The sequence below is a fragment of the Aequorivita sp. CIP111184 genome, from assembly GCF_900489465.1.
In the GTDB taxonomy this organism is placed as follows: domain Bacteria; phylum Bacteroidota; class Bacteroidia; order Flavobacteriales; family Flavobacteriaceae; genus Aequorivita.
The window spans coordinates 16,166-31,867 of record NZ_UEFQ01000026.1; the positions used below are offsets into that span (position 1 = coordinate 16,166).

18 protein-coding genes are annotated in these 15,702 nt (G+C 35.7%); 9 read left to right on the forward strand and 9 right to left on the reverse strand.

Translation table 11 applies throughout. The features are described from left to right. Position 1: 1 nt before the first annotated feature. The 6 genes from AEQU1_RS11960 (at position 2) to AEQU1_RS11985 (ending at position 3,371) form a co-directional block, all read left to right on the forward strand. Entirely contained in the window at positions 2–1,249 is a 1,248-nt protein-coding gene (locus tag AEQU1_RS11960; RefSeq protein WP_111881460.1) for a competence/damage-inducible protein A, read from the forward strand. A 77-nt stretch (positions 1,250–1,326) separates the two neighbouring features. Then, a complete protein-coding gene (gene rpmB, locus AEQU1_RS11965) occupies positions 1,327–1,566 on the forward strand; it encodes a 50S ribosomal protein L28 (RefSeq protein ID WP_111881461.1) in 240 nt (79 codons plus the stop codon). Between the two features lie 27 nt (positions 1,567–1,593). Beyond that, on the forward strand, positions 1,594–1,776 hold the full coding sequence (rpmG, locus tag AEQU1_RS11970; RefSeq protein WP_081211513.1) for a 50S ribosomal protein L33: 183 nt from the start codon (positions 1,594–1,596) through the stop codon (positions 1,774–1,776). A gap of 8 nt (positions 1,777–1,784) precedes the next feature. After that, the gene (locus AEQU1_RS11975) at positions 1,785–1,937 is read left to right on the forward strand and encodes a DUF4295 domain-containing protein (protein WP_111881463.1); all 153 of its coding nucleotides are present in this window, start codon (positions 1,785–1,787) and stop codon (positions 1,935–1,937) included. A gap of 126 nt (positions 1,938–2,063) precedes the next feature. Beyond that, positions 2,064–3,017, forward strand: coding sequence for a signal recognition particle-docking protein FtsY (gene ftsY, locus AEQU1_RS11980; protein ID WP_111881465.1), 954 nt, complete (start codon positions 2,064–2,066; stop codon positions 3,015–3,017). Continuing rightward, positions 3,018–3,371, forward strand: a complete 354-nt coding sequence (locus AEQU1_RS11985; protein ID WP_111881467.1) for a hypothetical protein — start codon at positions 3,018–3,020, stop codon at positions 3,369–3,371. Between the two features lie 53 nt (positions 3,372–3,424). Here the strand turns inward: AEQU1_RS11985 and AEQU1_RS11990 are convergent, their stop codons facing one another. Further along, a complete protein-coding gene (locus AEQU1_RS11990) occupies positions 3,425–5,323 on the reverse strand; it encodes a S9 family peptidase (RefSeq protein ID WP_111881468.1) in 1,899 nt (632 codons plus the stop codon). A 169-nt stretch (positions 5,324–5,492) separates the two neighbouring features. Here AEQU1_RS11990 and rimO point away from each other — a divergent pair, with 169 nt between their 5' ends. Next, a complete protein-coding gene (rimO, locus tag AEQU1_RS11995) occupies positions 5,493–6,794 on the forward strand; it encodes a 30S ribosomal protein S12 methylthiotransferase RimO (RefSeq protein ID WP_111881470.1) in 1,302 nt (433 codons plus the stop codon). Positions 6,795–7,033: 239 nt separating this feature from the next. On the opposite strand, the gene AEQU1_RS12000 is transcribed toward rimO, so the two are convergent. The 8 genes from AEQU1_RS12000 to AEQU1_RS12035 all read right to left on the reverse strand — a co-directional run bounded on the left by AEQU1_RS12000 (position 7,034) and on the right by AEQU1_RS12035 (position 14,200). Next, positions 7,034–7,399: a DUF4870 domain-containing protein gene (locus AEQU1_RS12000; RefSeq protein WP_111881472.1), complete on the reverse strand. Its 366-nt coding sequence runs from the start codon at positions 7,397–7,399 to the stop codon at positions 7,034–7,036. A gap of 78 nt (positions 7,400–7,477) precedes the next feature. After that, the gene (locus AEQU1_RS12005; RefSeq protein ID WP_146743749.1) at positions 7,478–7,936 is read right to left on the reverse strand and encodes a hypothetical protein; all 459 of its coding nucleotides are present in this window, start codon (positions 7,934–7,936) and stop codon (positions 7,478–7,480) included. A gap of 122 nt (positions 7,937–8,058) precedes the next feature. Continuing rightward, positions 8,059–8,538, reverse strand: a complete 480-nt coding sequence (locus tag AEQU1_RS12010) for a hypothetical protein (protein WP_258455287.1) — start codon at positions 8,536–8,538, stop codon at positions 8,059–8,061. Positions 8,539–8,560: 22 nt separating this feature from the next. After that, positions 8,561–9,109, reverse strand: coding sequence for a hypothetical protein (locus AEQU1_RS12015; protein ID WP_111881475.1), 549 nt, complete (start codon positions 9,107–9,109; stop codon positions 8,561–8,563). Between the two features lie 194 nt (positions 9,110–9,303). Next, entirely contained in the window at positions 9,304–9,837 is a 534-nt protein-coding gene (locus tag AEQU1_RS12020) for a hypothetical protein (RefSeq protein ID WP_111881477.1), read from the reverse strand. Between the two features lie 106 nt (positions 9,838–9,943). Further along, positions 9,944–11,275, reverse strand: coding sequence for a hypothetical protein (locus AEQU1_RS12025; protein WP_258455288.1), 1,332 nt, complete (start codon positions 11,273–11,275; stop codon positions 9,944–9,946). A 176-nt stretch (positions 11,276–11,451) separates the two neighbouring features. Then, positions 11,452–12,654: a hypothetical protein gene (locus AEQU1_RS12030; protein ID WP_146743750.1), complete on the reverse strand. Its 1,203-nt coding sequence runs from the start codon at positions 12,652–12,654 to the stop codon at positions 11,452–11,454. 271 nt (positions 12,655–12,925) lie between these two features. Then, positions 12,926–14,200 carry a T9SS type A sorting domain-containing protein gene (locus AEQU1_RS12035; RefSeq protein WP_111881482.1) on the reverse strand — a complete coding sequence of 425 codons (1,275 nt, stop codon included), beginning with the start codon at positions 14,198–14,200 and terminating at the stop codon, positions 12,926–12,928. A gap of 243 nt (positions 14,201–14,443) precedes the next feature. Here AEQU1_RS12035 and AEQU1_RS12040 point away from each other — a divergent pair, with 243 nt between their 5' ends. Together AEQU1_RS12040 and AEQU1_RS12045 are read left to right on the forward strand one after the other, a co-directional pair. Further along, complete coding sequence (locus AEQU1_RS12040) at positions 14,444–14,989, forward strand: RNA polymerase sigma factor (protein WP_111881483.1); 546 nt, start codon at positions 14,444–14,446, stop codon at positions 14,987–14,989. Beyond that, complete coding sequence (locus tag AEQU1_RS12045) at positions 14,982–15,692, forward strand: tol-pal system YbgF family protein (protein WP_111881485.1); 711 nt, start codon at positions 14,982–14,984, stop codon at positions 15,690–15,692. Before AEQU1_RS12040 ends, AEQU1_RS12045 begins: the two co-directional genes overlap by 8 nt. The last annotated feature ends 10 nt before the right edge of the window (positions 15,693–15,702 follow it).

The following is a 15,702-nucleotide window of genomic DNA, read 5'->3' on the forward strand; positions in this document are numbered from 1 at the left end:
AATGCTTGCAGAAATTATAACCATAGGCGATGAAATTCTCATCGGTCAAATTATTGATACCAATTCAGCTTATATTTCAAAAGAGCTGAATAAGATAGGCGTAAAAGTTTATCAAATTACTTCCATACAAGATGACCGGGACCATATTTTACAAGCATTCAATGATGCCAAAAAACATGCCGATCTTGTTATAGTAACCGGCGGTTTGGGCCCCACTAAAGACGATATCACAAAGCAGACATTCTGTGATTTCTTTGATGATACTTTGGTTGAAGACCAGAATGTAATTGAAAACGTTAAGCAACTTTTCAAAAAATATCAGCTCAACAAACCGTTACCGGCCAATTTTCAACAGGCGATGGTGCCTTCCAAAGCAACTATTCTTGCCAATCTTCACGGAACCGCCCCTGGAATGTGGATGGAGAAAGACGAGGTTGTTTTTGTCTCTTTACCGGGTGTGCCCTATGAAATGAAACATCTATTGCAGGAAGAAGTTCTGCCAAGAGTTGTAAAACGTTTTAACAGACCTTTTATATATCACAAAACGCTTTTAACTTATGGTTTGGGTGAAAGTGCTATTTCCGAAAGAATTGCCGATTGGGAAAACAATTTGCCGGAAAATATTAAACTTGCCTATTTGCCTTCTTTAGGAAGAGTGCGTTTGCGTTTGTCTTCTATTGGTAAAAATGAAAAATTGCTGCAAGAAGGCATCGACTCACAAATGGATTCTTTAAGTGAATTACTTTCTGATATTGCGGTTGGCTATGAGGATGAAACGAGTATTGTTGGCAGAATTGCACATATCTTAAATGAAAAAAATCAAACTTTAAGTTTGGCAGAAAGCTGCACGGGCGGATCTATAGTAGAACAGATTACCGCAGAGGCCGGTGCTTCATCTTTTTTCTTGGGAAGTATTATTCCTTATAAAACTGAGCTAAAAACGAGAATACTTGGCGTTCCTTCTTCACTAATAGAAAAGCATTCTGTGGTAAGTATTGAAGTTGCTGAAAGTATGGCGATAAATTGTTGTAAGCTTTTCAGCACAGATTTTTCTATAGCAACTACGGGTATTGCTGGTCCAACTAAGGGAGACGGAGAAGATGAAGTAGGTACCGTATGTATTGCTATTGGTACGCCTAACGGTGTTTTTTCAGAAAAATTCAGTTTTGGGAATGACCGTTTCCGCGTAATTGAAAAGGCCACAAACAAAGCCTTCGAGATGCTTCTAAAAGAAATTTCAAAAAACTGATTTTCTTTTGTTGTACATCACAAAAGAATTACTTAAATTTGCACCCTGTTTTAAAATAACTTAAAAAAGTTAAAGAAATGTCAAGAGTTTGTGAACTTACCGGAAAGAAAGCGATGGTTGGAAATAACGTATCGCACGCGATGAATAAAACCAAACGTAAGTTTGATGTAAATTTGCTTAAAAAGCGTTTTTACATTCCTGAAGAGGATAAGTGGGTAACCCTTCGCGTTTCGGCTTCAGCTATAAAAAACATCAATAAAAAAGGTATTTCTGCGGTTATCAAAGAAGCTCGCGAAAAAGGCTTTTTAAATAAATAATTGCAATAATCAATAAAGTCTGTTACAATGGCTAAAAAAGGAAATAGAGTACAAGTAATTTTGGAGTGCACAGAGCACAAGGAGTCTGGACAACCAGGAACTTCTCGTTATATCACTACCAAAAATAAAAAGAATACACCGGATAGAATGGAGTTGAAGAAATTCAACCCAATTCTTAAGAAAATGACGGTTCATAAAGAGATTAAATAATATAAGTCATGGCTAAGAAAACAGTAGGATCTATACAGACATCAACTAAGCGTTTAACCAAAGCAATAAAAATGGTTAAATCGCCAAAGACAGGAGCATATACATTTTCTGAGTCTATTATGACTCCAGAAATGGTAAACGACTGGTTAAACAAAAAATAACCAGCTTAAAATATTGATAAAAAGCCACTTTTTTACGAAGGTGGCTTTTCGTATTTTTGTCTTTTCGAAAATTAATTTAGGCATTCTGTTTTATAAAATCCGCAATCGATAACCTACAACCTAACGATGAGTCTATTTAAAAAAATATTTTCCAAAGAGAAAAAAGAAACGCTTGACAAAGGACTTGAAAAATCCAAAGCATCCTTTTTTGATAAATTGAGCAAAGCTGTTGCCGGAAAAAGCAAGGTTGACGATGATGTTTTGGATAACCTTGAAGAAATTCTTGTTTCCAGCGATGTAGGTGTGAATACAACATTAAAAATAATTGACAGAATTGAAGAACGTGTTTCAAAGGATAAATACTTAGGAACAGATGAACTCAATAAAATTCTCCGTGAAGAGATAGCTGGACTTTTAAGTGAAATAGATTCCGGAAACGCCACCGAATTTGAAATTCCTCAAAACAAAAAACCATACGTTATAATGGTGGTTGGTGTAAACGGCGTTGGAAAAACTACTACTATCGGAAAACTTGCGTATCAGTTTAAAAAGGCAGGAAAAACAGTTGTTCTAGGAGCCGCTGATACCTTTCGTGCAGCTGCAATAGACCAACTCCAAATTTGGGCCGATAGAACTGGTGTAAGTTTAGTAAAGCAAAGTATGGGCAGCGATCCTGCCAGCGTAGCTTTCGATACGTTACAGAGTGCTGTGAACCAAAATGCTGACGTTGTTATTATTGACACCGCAGGACGCCTTCATAATAAAGTGAACCTAATGAGTGAGCTTACCAAGGTAAAACGTGTAATGCAAAAGGTTATACCGGACGCTCCCCACGAAGTGCTGTTAGTTTTGGATGGTTCCACAGGACAAAATGCTTTTGAACAGGCAAAACAGTTTACTGCTGCTACTGAAGTTACTTCACTCGCCGTTACAAAATTGGATGGTACCGCAAAAGGCGGTGTTGTAATCGGGATCAGTGATCAGTTTCAAATTCCTGTGAAATATATTGGCGTTGGCGAAGGTATGGAAGATCTGCAGGTATTCAATAAATTTGAATTTGTGGATTCATTTTTTAAATAGATGGAAGTAAAAAAAGCTCAAAAGAAAACTAGGCTCTTTCAGTATATTTTATGGGCTTTGGTTGGTTATATAGGAATTTTAACTGGTTACCACTCCTTTAAAATTATTGAGTATTTTGTAAAACCTATTGCAAATCCCTTGATGCCATTGGATTTTTATAAATATATAGCTTTTCCTTATTTATCTTTTATTCCTTTTCTCTTGGCTTTACTTTTTTTGGGAATCTATTTTATCCAAAAAAAGTATTTCAAAAAAGGACATGTTATTTTTTATATCATATTAATTCTACTATTTCACCTTTCACAAGACAGCCTGTTTGAATTCATCAGCAGTTTTAACCCTTATGGGGGATAAAAAAAGCCCCAAAGTACTTTCGTCTTTTGGAGCTTTTTTACTTTCTATTCTATTTACAATGTCTCTTTCAGCCAGCTGAAAAATTCGCGTTGCCAAACCAATGCATTCTGTGGCTGAAGTACCCAATGGTTTTCTTCTGGAAGATATAGCAATTTACTTTTTATTCCCTTGAGTTGTGCAGCTTGAAAAGCTCCCAGTCCTTGTTCAATAGGAACTCTGTAGTCTTTTCCGCCTTGTACAATCATTATAGGAGTGTCCCATTTATCAACATATGTTATAGGGTTGAATTCATTAAAGGATTTTTGAGCCACAGCATTATCTTTTTCCCAATAAGCCCCGCCGAGGTCGTGGTTTACAAAAAACAATTCTTCTGTTGTACTGTACATACTACGCGTATCAAAAACCCCATCGTGGGCAATAAAAGTCTTAAAACGACCGTCGTGATTTCCAGCTAACCAAAACACGGAATAACCACCAAAACTTGCTCCAATCGCGCCCAAGCGATTTTTGTCAACATACGGTTCTTTTGCTACATCATCAATAGCATCAAGGTAATCCTGCATTGCTTTTCCACCCCAATCACCACTTATTTCAGCATTCCATTCCACACCATGGCCTGGCATTCCGCGACGGTTTGGCGCTACAATAATATAGCCTTCTGAAGCCATCAGCTGGAAATTCCAACGGGTGGAATAAAATTGCGATAAAGCAGATTGTGGTCCGCCCTGTGCGTAGAGTAAGGTTGGGTATTTTTTGTTCTTATCGAAATTTGGAGGAAGAATAACCCAAACCAACATTTGTTGGTTGTCTTTGGTTGTTACCATTCTTTTTTCAACTGTTGGTAAATCTAACTTTCCGTAAAATTCTGTATTCACCTGCGTAAGCTGTTTGAAAGTTTTACTTTTCAAATTGAAAGAAAAAATTTCCGAAGCATGATTCATATCTGTTCTCGTAACAATCAACTGACCGTTATTTTCGGCAACAATTCCTGTAACGTCAAATTGTCCTCTTGAAAGTTGTTCCACGACGGCCATTTTTCTGGTTTTTCCAGGATAGTCAACTTTAAAAATTTGTTGCGTACCATCTACAGGTGCAGTAAAATAAATATCCTTATTGTTGCTTGCCCAGATAAATCCGTTTACCGTTCCGTCCCATTGTGTGGTAAGGTTTTGTTTCACACCATTTTCCAAAACTAGGATGTCATTCTTATCCGCTTCATAGCCTGCTGTTTTCATTTGTAAATAGGCCATAGCGCCCGTTTTAGAAAAGGCTGGCTGTGTATCGTAACCTTTATTGTCTTCGGTTAAATTTTCTGTTCTTTTATCGGCCAGATTATATTTGTAAATATCTGTATTGGTACTAATTGCATAATCTGTTCCAGCAGATTTTTTACTTACGTAATAAATATTTTCCCCTTTTGGCCCCCAAACATAATCCTCATCGCCACCAAAAGGAGCTTGTGGAGTATAATAGGGTTGCCCAGGTGTAATGTCAGTCTCAGCACCTGTCTTAGTGTCTTTGTAAAAAACGTGGTTATAGCTGCCGTCGTTATATGTATCCCAATGTCTATAATCTAAAGAGGTATAAACATAAGCATCGCTTTTTGGTAAATCTTTATAAATATCTTTTCCTGCAACATCTTTGACGTGGACAGCTTTATTTTCAAGAAGATATTGTCCGTTTGGAGAAATATTTTTATCGGTAACCTTTGCTTCATCTTTTGAAATTTCAGTAAAATTCCCACCATTAACAGGCATTTGGTAATATTTGGAATCAAAACTGTTTTCTTCCATATTTGGTGTGGAAACTTTATAAAACAGCTCTTTTCCGTCATCGGAAATTCCAATCGGACTTACTTTTTTCACCTGCCATAAAAGCTCCGGTGTCATTGTTTTTTGTGCGAATAAAAAGCCAGCGCATAGAAAGGCTAGCAAGAAAGTTATTTTTTTCATCAGTGTAAATATTGAATTTTTAAGAAGTGTAAAGTTACTCAAAAAAGTTGGCAGTATTCAGTTGCAGTTGGCAGAAAGCCAGTATTAGTCACCTCATATTCCGTAGCTTGTTTTGTGATTTGTTTCGGTTTTTTCGTGGTATCTTTGCACCCCGATAATAAAAATTTATATGCGTACCAAAACCTTAAAAAAGAACAAGATAAACGTTGTAACCCTTGGTTGCTCTAAAAATGTGTATGACAGTGAAGTGCTGATGGGCCAATTACGCGCCAGCAACAAAGAGGTTGTGCACGAAGAGGAAGGCAATATTGTGGTTATAAACACTTGCGGATTTATTGCGAATGCGAAGGAAGAAAGCATCAATACCATTCTTGAATACGTTCAAAAAAAGGAAGAAGGGACGGTAGATAAAGTTTTTGTTACAGGTTGTCTTTCCGAAAGGTATAAGCCCGATCTTCAAAAGGAAATTCCGAATGTGGATGAATATTTTGGAACTACTGAACTTCCGGGACTACTAAAAGCTTTGGGAGCTGATTACAAACACGAATTGATTGGCGAACGAATCACAACAACTCCAAAGAACTACGCATATTTTAAAATTGCTGAGGGCTGTGACCGTCCTTGCTCGTTCTGTGCAATCCCAATTATGCGCGGAAAACACCGTAGTACGCCAATGGAAGATTTGGTTACAGAAGCCGAAAAGCTTGCTGCAAAAGGAGTGAAGGAGTTAATACTTATTGCACAGGATTTAACTTATTATGGACTAGATCTTTATAAAAAAAGAAACCTTGCAGAACTACTTCAAAAATTGGTGAAAGTTGAAGGTATTGAGTGGATTCGTTTGCATTATGCCTTTCCAACGGGTTTTCCGATGGATGTTTTGGAAGTAATGCGCAACGAGCCAAAAATCTGTAATTATATTGATATTCCGCTGCAACACATTGCAGATCCAATTTTGAAGTCAATGCGCCGTGGAACAACTAAAGCGAAAACGACAAAATTGTTGGAAGAATTCAGAGCTGCAGTTCCTGAAATGGCTATTCGCACCACTTTGATTGTTGGTTATCCTGGGGAAACGGAAGAAGATTTCCAAACCCTGAAACAATGGGTAAAAGATATGCGTTTTGAGCGCTTGGGTTGTTTTACATACAGTCACGAAGAAAACACACATGCATATAATCTGGAAGACGATGTACCTGAAGATGTGAAAATGGATCGTGCCAATGAAATTATGGAAATACAATCTCAGATTTCTTGGGAACTGAACCAACAAAAAATAGGAAAGGAATTCCGCGTTGTGATTGATAGAAAGGAAGGTAGTTACTTTGTTGGAAGAACAGAATTTGATAGTCCTGATGTAGACAATGAAGTATTGATAAATGCGGAAGAAGGATATATGCGAACGGGAGAATTTTTTAATGTAAAAATTACTGCTGCCGAAGATTTTGATTTATATGCTGAAGTTGTTTAAATAACCTAATTTCTTCAAGAGACTTTTAAGTCTAAAATAAATTATGAGTGATGGTTTTATAATAATACCATCACTCAATTTATTATATATTGCTTTTTTCTTGGGTTGTAAATTTTCTTTCAATAGTCACTTTTTTTCCACATTTAGAATATAGCTTCCCAGAAAATATTCCGTTTACGTGTTGGTCATCAGACTAAAAAGGCAAATTATTAGTTGTGTTATTTGTTTTGCCCATTGCCTTAAATGTTTTTTAACAATTCCTGAAATTTTTCACCTAGCAAAGGAACTGGTTTTTCTTTTCCGTTTATAGCTCCCATAAGCCCTATAATCCAGAGGATAATTAAGAAAATGCTTCCCAGAATTGATATTAACCACCCCAAGATTGGAATTACATTTATAATAGATAATGCAAGTCCCGTTATTCCTAAGCCTAGCGATTGACGTATGTGATACGCGGCAAAAGAATTTTTTTTCTCGTTGTTCATCACAAAAGCAATTATTAGCCCAAAAATCGTGATATAGGCAATTAACGCAATTGTTTTTCCTTCTTCAATGACAATTGAAGAAGTGTTTGGCTGTGTTTGTGAGTTTGTATCGTTTTCCATAATTTTTTTTGGTATTTATTAAAGTGAATTTTAAACTTTTTGTTATTACAATAATTACTAGTATTTGCTAAAAACAGTCTAATTTGATTGAAACTGTATTTCTTTCATTTTACCAGTGTCATTATCCAAATATTTCAGAACTAAATTGCCTTTGGCATCAAAATGAGCCGCGCCATTTATAGTTGAAGATGTATAGCGGTATAAGCCTTCTTTTGGAGTAGGTACCAATTTTGCATAAACCTTGGACGAACCGTTTTCATAAAGATCAAATCCATTATCATTCAGTTTTAATTGAAAAGCACTATTCTTCAACATCAATTTATGAGAAAGCCTTGCAATATTGCTTTTGTTTTTAGGGTTATGCCAATGATCTGGTGTGGACACTCCTTTTTCTTCTACTTTGGAATTAGTATTCTTCTGAATCTTTTCCATTTTAGTTTTACTTTCTTCCTGTTTTTTGGAGGTTTTTTGCGTATAAGACGGCATCGTCATTAGCAAGAAGAATAGTGTTCCAATAAATAAAATTGCTTTTTTCATGATTCATTGTTTTTATGATTAATAATATCTTTTCGGATATTTTACCCTATTTAGCGGTTATACTTAAAATTTTCTAGGTCCGGTGTCGTGTTGCTTCACGGCTAATTAGCCTTACAACGAACTCATTCAACTCTCGAAAAAATAAAAACCGTAAGCTCAGAACCAGATGGTTTTCCATGATATTTTTGACGCTTATACTCGTCAGGAATTTCCTCGAGCGTTAAAGTAGTAGGAGTTATCTGAATAATTCTATACTCAGTTATCGGTGGAAATGGACTATCCTGATACGGGCTGCTTTTTGCCAGATTAACTTTTAGCCTGCTACCTTCAACATAATATCTACCAATCAAATACTCCTGTATGGCACAATGTTCATCATACCAGCGCAGCGACACTTTGCTATCTGACGAAAAGCGTAATTGATCGCTATTTCTATCACACTCATTTCTGTAGTCGTATAGCTTTTGTTTTGAACCATTGATAATGGTGCCAGTTTGTATAAACGCCCAATCGCCCCAAAGACTTCCTGGTAGCGGTTGCTGCATTGTTACACAACCCATTGTGATATTGCTTAAAATTAATATTAAAAGTGCATTCTTCATTTTTAAATATTTCATAAGACGCTTATAGTATCCCAACTATCAGTTTGGCGACTTTGATGGTTTTAACCTTATTGGAAGCCGCATCGGCAGAAGTTTTGGTATGCACATGTATTAAGTAGCCTTTATATAAAAAGGTAATCTGGGTCTTTTTTTCGTCCCACCTTGCCATATCTCCCACATCTTTTATCACTTTGCCATCTTTGTAATAGGACACGGCAGTTTCATAATTCTTTTTGTTCATACCAGTAACCAATACGATGCTCATTTCAGCAGTATAATCCGCCATATGTCCCTTCATTACTTCATAAGGCCAAGTGATTGATTCCCATTTGTAAAAACAACTGGGATAGGTAATGTTTTTTTCCTTCACAGTGGTTTCTGTATCTGCAGGAATTGACAATGCATCTTTTATTTCAGACTCGGACAGCAGCTCGCAAGGCGATTGCTCTGCTACTTTAGATGAAGCAGGAACAATGTTATCTATTAGTGATTCTTCTGAATTGGATTTTTCAGAATTTCCACAGGCAATCGTTAAAATAAAGAGGGGAAGTAATACTAAAATTCTTTTCATAATTTTCAGGTTTAATGGTGTTTAAGAGGTATTCCCTTATAAAATTGGTGCATTCGTTTTTAGTAAGTTTTAAACTTTACTATTTGGATAAATTGATTTTAAATGTCTGAGTCGATAAGTGTCGGGGTGGTTTACATTTTGCAGGGAATCGATATTCTTTTAAAAGTTGATAAGAAATAAAGGCGCCTTTTTAATTACTTCTTCTCTTCAATATTAAACTTTCCTTCAATAACTGCTTTTTTATGATTTTTTGAATACAAGGTTCCTGTGAAAGTACCTTCGGAATGAGTATCTCCAATGGAAGTGATGGTAATTGTAGTTTTGCCTTCCTTCCCGTCCGCACTTTTATATTGGGTGCGATACACCTCGGTGAGCGGACCGTCATTTTTTACATTTTGTAAAGTTATATTAGCGTATGGTTCATCATAAGGTTTTTCTTCTACAGGATTTTCTAAAAAGTTCAATCTAAGCATAAGAAGTAAACTGTAATCGGTCAAACTAACGGTAGGAAGTTTTGGAGAAAATGCTTTTCCCGATATTGTTTTGGCATTTAGTTCAATGTCCCTCCCATCATCTAAATGAATAATGGCATAAGAACCGGCCTCTGTCTCTGTTTTGGGTAATGCCTTATCAGCAGTGCCATTTTTATTTTTTGTATTCTCCTTACATCCCGTCATAATGAGTGTGAAGATTCCTAAAAGTAGTACTAAGCGTTTTGTTTTAAACATAATATTGTGTTTTAAAAATTTTTTATTTAAATCCTATGAAATGATTCGAAATAGGTCTTTTTAAATTTTAAATATTTTTTTGAAATCATTGCGACCTTTATTTTCGCTAGGATTTATTGAGATCATCAATTTCTTTTCCACTGTAATCCGAGAGTAATTTGGAGGTTTTTTCCAACGTTAAATTGCTGTATTCAAAATGAGACTTTGAGGCATCTTGAATGCTTAGCCCATACTCAAAACAATTGTTAAATACCACATCATGGATACTCAAAAATTTTGAACGTCCAAGAAATATTGCTCCATTTGGCTCTTCTGTGGTTCTACCAGCATTTTTAAAAATTGCATGGCCAATTTTATTTAACGGGCTGCTAGAATCGATGTTTAATTGTTGCCAAAAACCAGCAACATCGTGTTCGCCCCGAATAATAATTGGATCTGCTGCAGTGCCCACCATTACCAAAGAAGCTTTATTGGAAATATGCATCCAGTTTTGGGCAGACATTATAATTACCACTCCTGGTTCTACGGTTAGTACACCGTCATGATATCTAAAATTATCTTGGAGAAAATAAGGCACATCTAATTTTGCCCAAGTGGCATCGCCTTTAAGATTCTCGCGATCTATATAGACATAATCGTTTTTGTTTCCAGAAAAACTGTTAGTACCGTTAAGCATGCCTATACGTGTAATATTGGTTTGCAACGGAATATTATTTTTGGTGAAGATGCAATTTTTCATATTAATATTACGCACATCCTTTGCCACATCATCTTTAACCAGGATTCCGATAAATTTGCTGTTTGAAACTGTGCAATTTTCCATAGTTAAATTGCTCGCTTCTCTATAAATTGCCAGCGCAGCTCTTGAAGTGCCGCCTCCCGCATAATCTATAGTTACGTAAGTCATTATATTAGTAGAACTTGGACTTTCTGTGTGAATACCACGCCAAGAGCCTGCTCTTTTTTCTTTCCCGGTTAGCAGAATTGGTTTTGCGGCAGTACCTTTCATACTAAAGGCAGCTTTATCCTTAAATTCCATCCCTGCATTTTGTTCAAAAGCAATAACAACTCCGGGTTCGATGGTTAGCTTTCCATCAATGCGAGTAAAACAGCTAATGATATAATCTACAGGAGCCTCGGGATTATCTTTTAAAACAGTATTAGGATTATCTCTAAAATAATTGCAGTCTAATGTTAAAGGCGCTTTATTTCCTTTTGGAGAATTTGGGCTTGTAGCACCTCCATCTTCTTCTGTTATGGTTGTACTGATGTCTTGCTGTGAATCTTTACTTGTAATTCCATCATTATTTGATGTGTTCTCTACTTGCTCTAAATTTGAGTCATCATTTGATGCTTCGCTATCTTTTCCATTGCGACAGCTGGTAAAGGCGATGCCTACCAAAAGTAAAAGCAATAAAGTTTTGAATTTAATTTGCATAGTTTTTATATTTAAAATTTTTTCACGGGTTTTTAAACCTTAAATGATATTCGCAATGGATTGAATATTTAATCATTCAGACCTATTTTAAAATAAAAACCTCTGTGTAGATGAGTGATAGTTTTCACGGCATCACACGGAGGTTTTTTTGCTCTATAACATTTTAATATGTGTTATTATTGGCTACACATATAATCGCCATTTACATTTATCAATGTATTATTGCCTTCAGTAAGATTTGGATTTGTTGGGGTATATTTGCTATACAATGCACATGCATCAATATCTTTAAAGGTGGTATTAGTAACCGTTAAATAAGGATCTACCCACATTTCAATAGCACCACCAGCTCCTGAACCTCCAGCATACTCTATTAGTACATTATCTATTTTGTTTTGTACCGATGTAGATCTGCGAATGGAAAGAGTTCCCCAAGAACCTGGAACTTTAGTAACTCCTGTAAAAATAATTGGATTTGAAGGAGTTCCTACCGCAATTAATGCACTACCTTCATCAAAGAGCTTATCCAAAACAAGACCCCTCGTTTCTTCAAATTCGAGAACGAGACCAGGCTCTAACGTTAATTTTGCACCATCTACAATAACTATATCACCAGAAGTACGATAGGGAACAGATAACTTCTTCCAAGTTTGAGAATTTCCTATTGCTCCTTGATCACCAGCAAATAATCTAATAACATCGGTTGTGTTTCCTGTAAAATCACCACCAGAAATATTTTTCACAATATTGGTATCTGCAAATATTGGCATTTCGCAACCTGTTATGGTACAGTTATTAATTTCAACATCATAATTATACCAAATAGAGTTTATACCATAATTTAGTCCATTTTTAATGGTTACATTATTTAGCCTAAAATAAGTCTCTGCCCTAAAAATTAAGCTTCCTTCTTCACCATTACCACTTAAACCACCATCACCAGCATATTCAATGGTTACGTAATCAAAACGATTTTTTACACTTTGACTGCGAGAAATAATACCCTTCCAGGCACCTTTGGTTTTAGTAGAAGCAGTAAAGAGTATTGGCTCACTTTGAGAACCTACAGCATTTATAGAACCTGATTCTTTAATTTCCATACCTGCCGCATCGGTGAACTCAATTACCACTCCTGGTTGAATTTTCAGGTCAACTTCAACAGGAATTACACAATTAATAATATAATCCACACCATCGCTTCTATTTTCTAGAACACTTATGGCGTTACTATTGTTACTTTGAAAAGAGTTGCAATCTAATGCAATAGGTAGGTCGTTACCCTGTGGATCTGGTTCGTCTTCTTTAGTACAACTACTAAAGGCGCAGCTAAGTATAAGAAGAATAAATAATGTTTTGAATTTAATTTGAATTGTTTTCATTTTCATTTTTTTTAGTTATAAAATTTTTAAAGTTTATATATAACTGAGGAGTTAAATATGAGTGTTGAAGTAGTATGCTATTACTACTAATCTGCCAAAAGTAAATGTGCTTTGATGCTATGGCAATACACAATTAGTATTTAGTACAGTTGGTTTAGAATTTGGTGTTTTTTCTAAATTCGAATTAACATAGTCCCTATATATAGAATGCGCAATTAACTTTCTTTGAAGGTTCTCTTGCTTTACCAATTATATAGGAGTATTACGAAACTTAGTTTTTAACGATCTGTTTTGTCACGTTTTGGCCATCTCCTGTTGTGATTTTTAAGAAATAACTGCCTGTTGCAAATTGGGCCAGGTTAATTTCAGATTTTCCTTCCCAAGTTTTTAAGCGTTGGCCGGTGATGGAAAAAAGAGCTATTTCTTGTATGTTATTGGTTTTAGTTTCTAGGTGCAGAATTTCTTGCACTGGGTTGGGAGAGAGGACAATATTATTTTGCGGATTTGCATTATTTTCGATGCCCAGCTGGCCGTCATCCACAAATACGGAATACATCGCTGTATCATCTGTACAAGCAGGTGAAGGACTAGTAAATGCTACTTGTCCATTCTTCCACAATGCAGCGAAATTACATTGTTGATTACCATTATTTTCTTGTAAAGTCCCTGACACATAAATATCATTTCCCGAAACATATACTGAATAGGCTTGGCCTCCATCTAAATTACCATTATAATTAAGGGTCTCCACCACTCCGTTTTTCCAAAGTTTGGGTTCGGTGCCATCGTATCCGGCCACATATACATCATTATTATAAACAAATACGGAATTGGCATAAGCATCTGAAGACCCATCGGTTAGGTTTTGTGTGTTTCCGTTTTTCCATAGCGTGGCGACAAAACTTGTTCCGTTGTACTGGTATCCAGCTACGTAAACATCGTTATTGAAAACAAATACGGATTCGGCTTCAGCAAAATCAGACCCATCGTTTAGGTTTTGTGCATCTCCGTTTTTCCATATCTTGGCGAATACGTTTGATCCATCAGTTCCATATCCCGCTACATATACGTCGTCATCGACAACAAATACGGATTTGGCAAAAGCGCCATTAGATTCATCAAGATATTGTACATTTCCATTTTTCCATAGCTCGGCAACAAGGGTTGTTCCATTACCCTGATATCCAGCTACGTAAACATCATCATTATAAACAAAGACAGCTTCGGCATTAGCATCATAGTTTCCATTGGTAAGGTTTTGCGGAATCCCATTTTTCCACAGCATGGCCACATAGTAATTACCTTGATCTTCATTCCCTGCCACATATTCATTGCCATTATAAATAAATACATCATTGGCTTGAGCAGAACTGTTTCCGTTAGTAAGATCGTGTTTTGAGCCATCTCCATGCCAAATTTGGGCAATATTGGAGGAAGAACCATCATTGTCATATCCTGCCACATAAACATCTTGTGCATTAAAGCTAATGCTGAAGCATAAAGCCAATAGCAGGATTAATTGTTTTAAAATGATTGTCGTTTTCATTATTTGCTTTTAAATTGATATTAATTTTAATTGTTTACCCATTTATGTCTTTGAAAAGGAGAAGTAAACATTTTTAATAAAAAAAAATTAAAAAAATTATTTAGGACCCTGGATATCAATGCCGTTTGAGGCAAAACAATCTAAGCAATAAGCACCAAGTCCCAATTGCTTCATTATCTCTTTATTTCAGTTTAAAAAAAGTTTAACTTTGTTTTTGTTTACTTTTCAACTCCTCATGTATTAATGATTGAAGACCAACAATTAATAGAAGATCTCAAACAAAAAAAATTAATAGTCTTAGATAGGATTTACCTTGCCTATAAAGAGGAGTTTTTCTTGTTTGCCAGAACGTTTTCCGTTTCAGAAGACGATATAGCAGATGTATATCAAGAGACGGTTATTAGTTTTTATGAAAATATTACAAAAGGAAAACTCAACCAATTAACAAGCTCAATAAAAACGTATTTGTTCGCTATTGGAAAGTTCAAGATCTATAGGCAGCTCAAAAATAATAAGTTGAGTTTCGTGGACGAACTAATTATCCATTCCGACGAAGAGCTAAAAATCTTTGAAGTAGAAGTAAGCAAAAAAAGGCAGAAAGTATTAAAAGAAGCTCTTTACAATTTAGGAGCTAAATGCAAAGAAGTGTTAGAACTTTTTTATTACGAAGGCCTGACTTTAGATGAAATACAAAACTTTTTAAATTATAGTTCTAAAGATGTATTGAAAAGTCAAAAATCAAGATGTTTAAAGCAGCTAAAAGAACTTGTGACAAAGAGATATGAATAAGGAAGAATTAATAGCGCAGTATTTTAGCGGACAGATTTCCCAAGAGTCTTTTTTAGCGTTAAAGACCTTATTGGAAAAAGACCGTGCGTTTAAAAAAGATTTTTACGCTCAATTGGAAGTTCAGCAAATTATTGCCCAAGAAAAAAATATTCCTTTAAAAGAGCGACTTGACCAACTAGACCAAAAATCTGCTCCAAAAACCAAGTGGTATCTTTATGCAGCTGCCGCTACTATTCTTATCGCCATTGGTTCTTTATTTTACAATTCACAACCAGATTATCAAGAGCTGTATGCCAAAAACTTTGAAGCTTACCCCAATGTAATTGCTCCCATAGTGCGCGGTAATGAAGCTCCCAATGAAAACAAAATGTCCTTGGCATTTCGTTATTACGATAACAAGGGCTATGCTAAAGCTGCTGATATTTTTAAGTTATTGTATAATGAAACCGATGAGGATTACGCCTTTTTTTACTACTCGGTAAGTTTAATGGGTGCAGGAGAAACCACAAAAGCTATCTCTACCTTAGAACAGCATAGTTGGAATGAACCACAAAACTACCAAACCATTACACATTGGTATTTAGGCTTAGGGTATTTAAAGCTTGGCAATAAAGAAAAAGCCATATTTTACTTAAAAAAAGTAGCCGTTTCGGGCAAGCCTTTGACAAAACAAGCAAAAGAAATTTTACGAAAATTACAATAATGAGGTCTTT

Bases quoted from the DNA above. Each gene is read 5' to 3' on its own strand.
- AEQU1_RS11960 (WP_111881460.1), top strand. From the start codon at position 2: ATGCTTGCAGAAATTATAACCATAGGCGATGAAATTCTCATCGGTCAA.
- rpmB (WP_111881461.1), top strand. From the start codon at position 1,327: ATGTCAAGAGTTTGTGAACTTACCGGAAAGAAAGCGATGGTTGGAAAT.
- rpmG (WP_081211513.1), top strand. From the start codon at position 1,594: ATGGCTAAAAAAGGAAATAGAGTACAAGTAATTTTGGAGTGCACAGAG.
- AEQU1_RS11975 (WP_111881463.1), top strand. From the start codon at position 1,785: ATGGCTAAGAAAACAGTAGGATCTATACAGACATCAACTAAGCGTTTA.
- ftsY (WP_111881465.1), top strand. From the start codon at position 2,064: ATGAGTCTATTTAAAAAAATATTTTCCAAAGAGAAAAAAGAAACGCTT.
- AEQU1_RS11985 (WP_111881467.1), top strand. From the start codon at position 3,018: ATGGAAGTAAAAAAAGCTCAAAAGAAAACTAGGCTCTTTCAGTATATT.
- AEQU1_RS11990 (WP_111881468.1), bottom strand. From the start codon at position 5,323: ATGAAAAAAATAACTTTCTTGCTAGCCTTTCTATGCGCTGGCTTTTTA.
- rimO (WP_111881470.1), top strand. From the start codon at position 5,493: ATGCGTACCAAAACCTTAAAAAAGAACAAGATAAACGTTGTAACCCTT.
- AEQU1_RS12000 (WP_111881472.1), bottom strand. From the start codon at position 7,399: ATGGAAAACGATACAAACTCACAAACACAGCCAAACACTTCTTCAATT.
- AEQU1_RS12005 (WP_146743749.1), bottom strand. From the start codon at position 7,936: ATGAAAAAAGCAATTTTATTTATTGGAACACTATTCTTCTTGCTAATG.
- AEQU1_RS12010 (WP_258455287.1), bottom strand. From the start codon at position 8,538: ATGAAGAATGCACTTTTAATATTAATTTTAAGCAATATCACAATGGGT.
- AEQU1_RS12015 (WP_111881475.1), bottom strand. From the start codon at position 9,109: ATGAAAAGAATTTTAGTATTACTTCCCCTCTTTATTTTAACGATTGCC.
- AEQU1_RS12020 (WP_111881477.1), bottom strand. From the start codon at position 9,837: ATGTTTAAAACAAAACGCTTAGTACTACTTTTAGGAATCTTCACACTC.
- AEQU1_RS12025 (WP_258455288.1), bottom strand. From the start codon at position 11,275: ATGCAAATTAAATTCAAAACTTTATTGCTTTTACTTTTGGTAGGCATC.
- AEQU1_RS12030 (WP_146743750.1), bottom strand. From the start codon at position 12,654: ATGAAAACAATTCAAATTAAATTCAAAACATTATTTATTCTTCTTATA.
- AEQU1_RS12035 (WP_111881482.1), bottom strand. From the start codon at position 14,200: ATGAAAACGACAATCATTTTAAAACAATTAATCCTGCTATTGGCTTTA.
- AEQU1_RS12040 (WP_111881483.1), top strand. From the start codon at position 14,444: ATGATTGAAGACCAACAATTAATAGAAGATCTCAAACAAAAAAAATTA.
- AEQU1_RS12045 (WP_111881485.1), top strand. From the start codon at position 14,982: ATGAATAAGGAAGAATTAATAGCGCAGTATTTTAGCGGACAGATTTCC.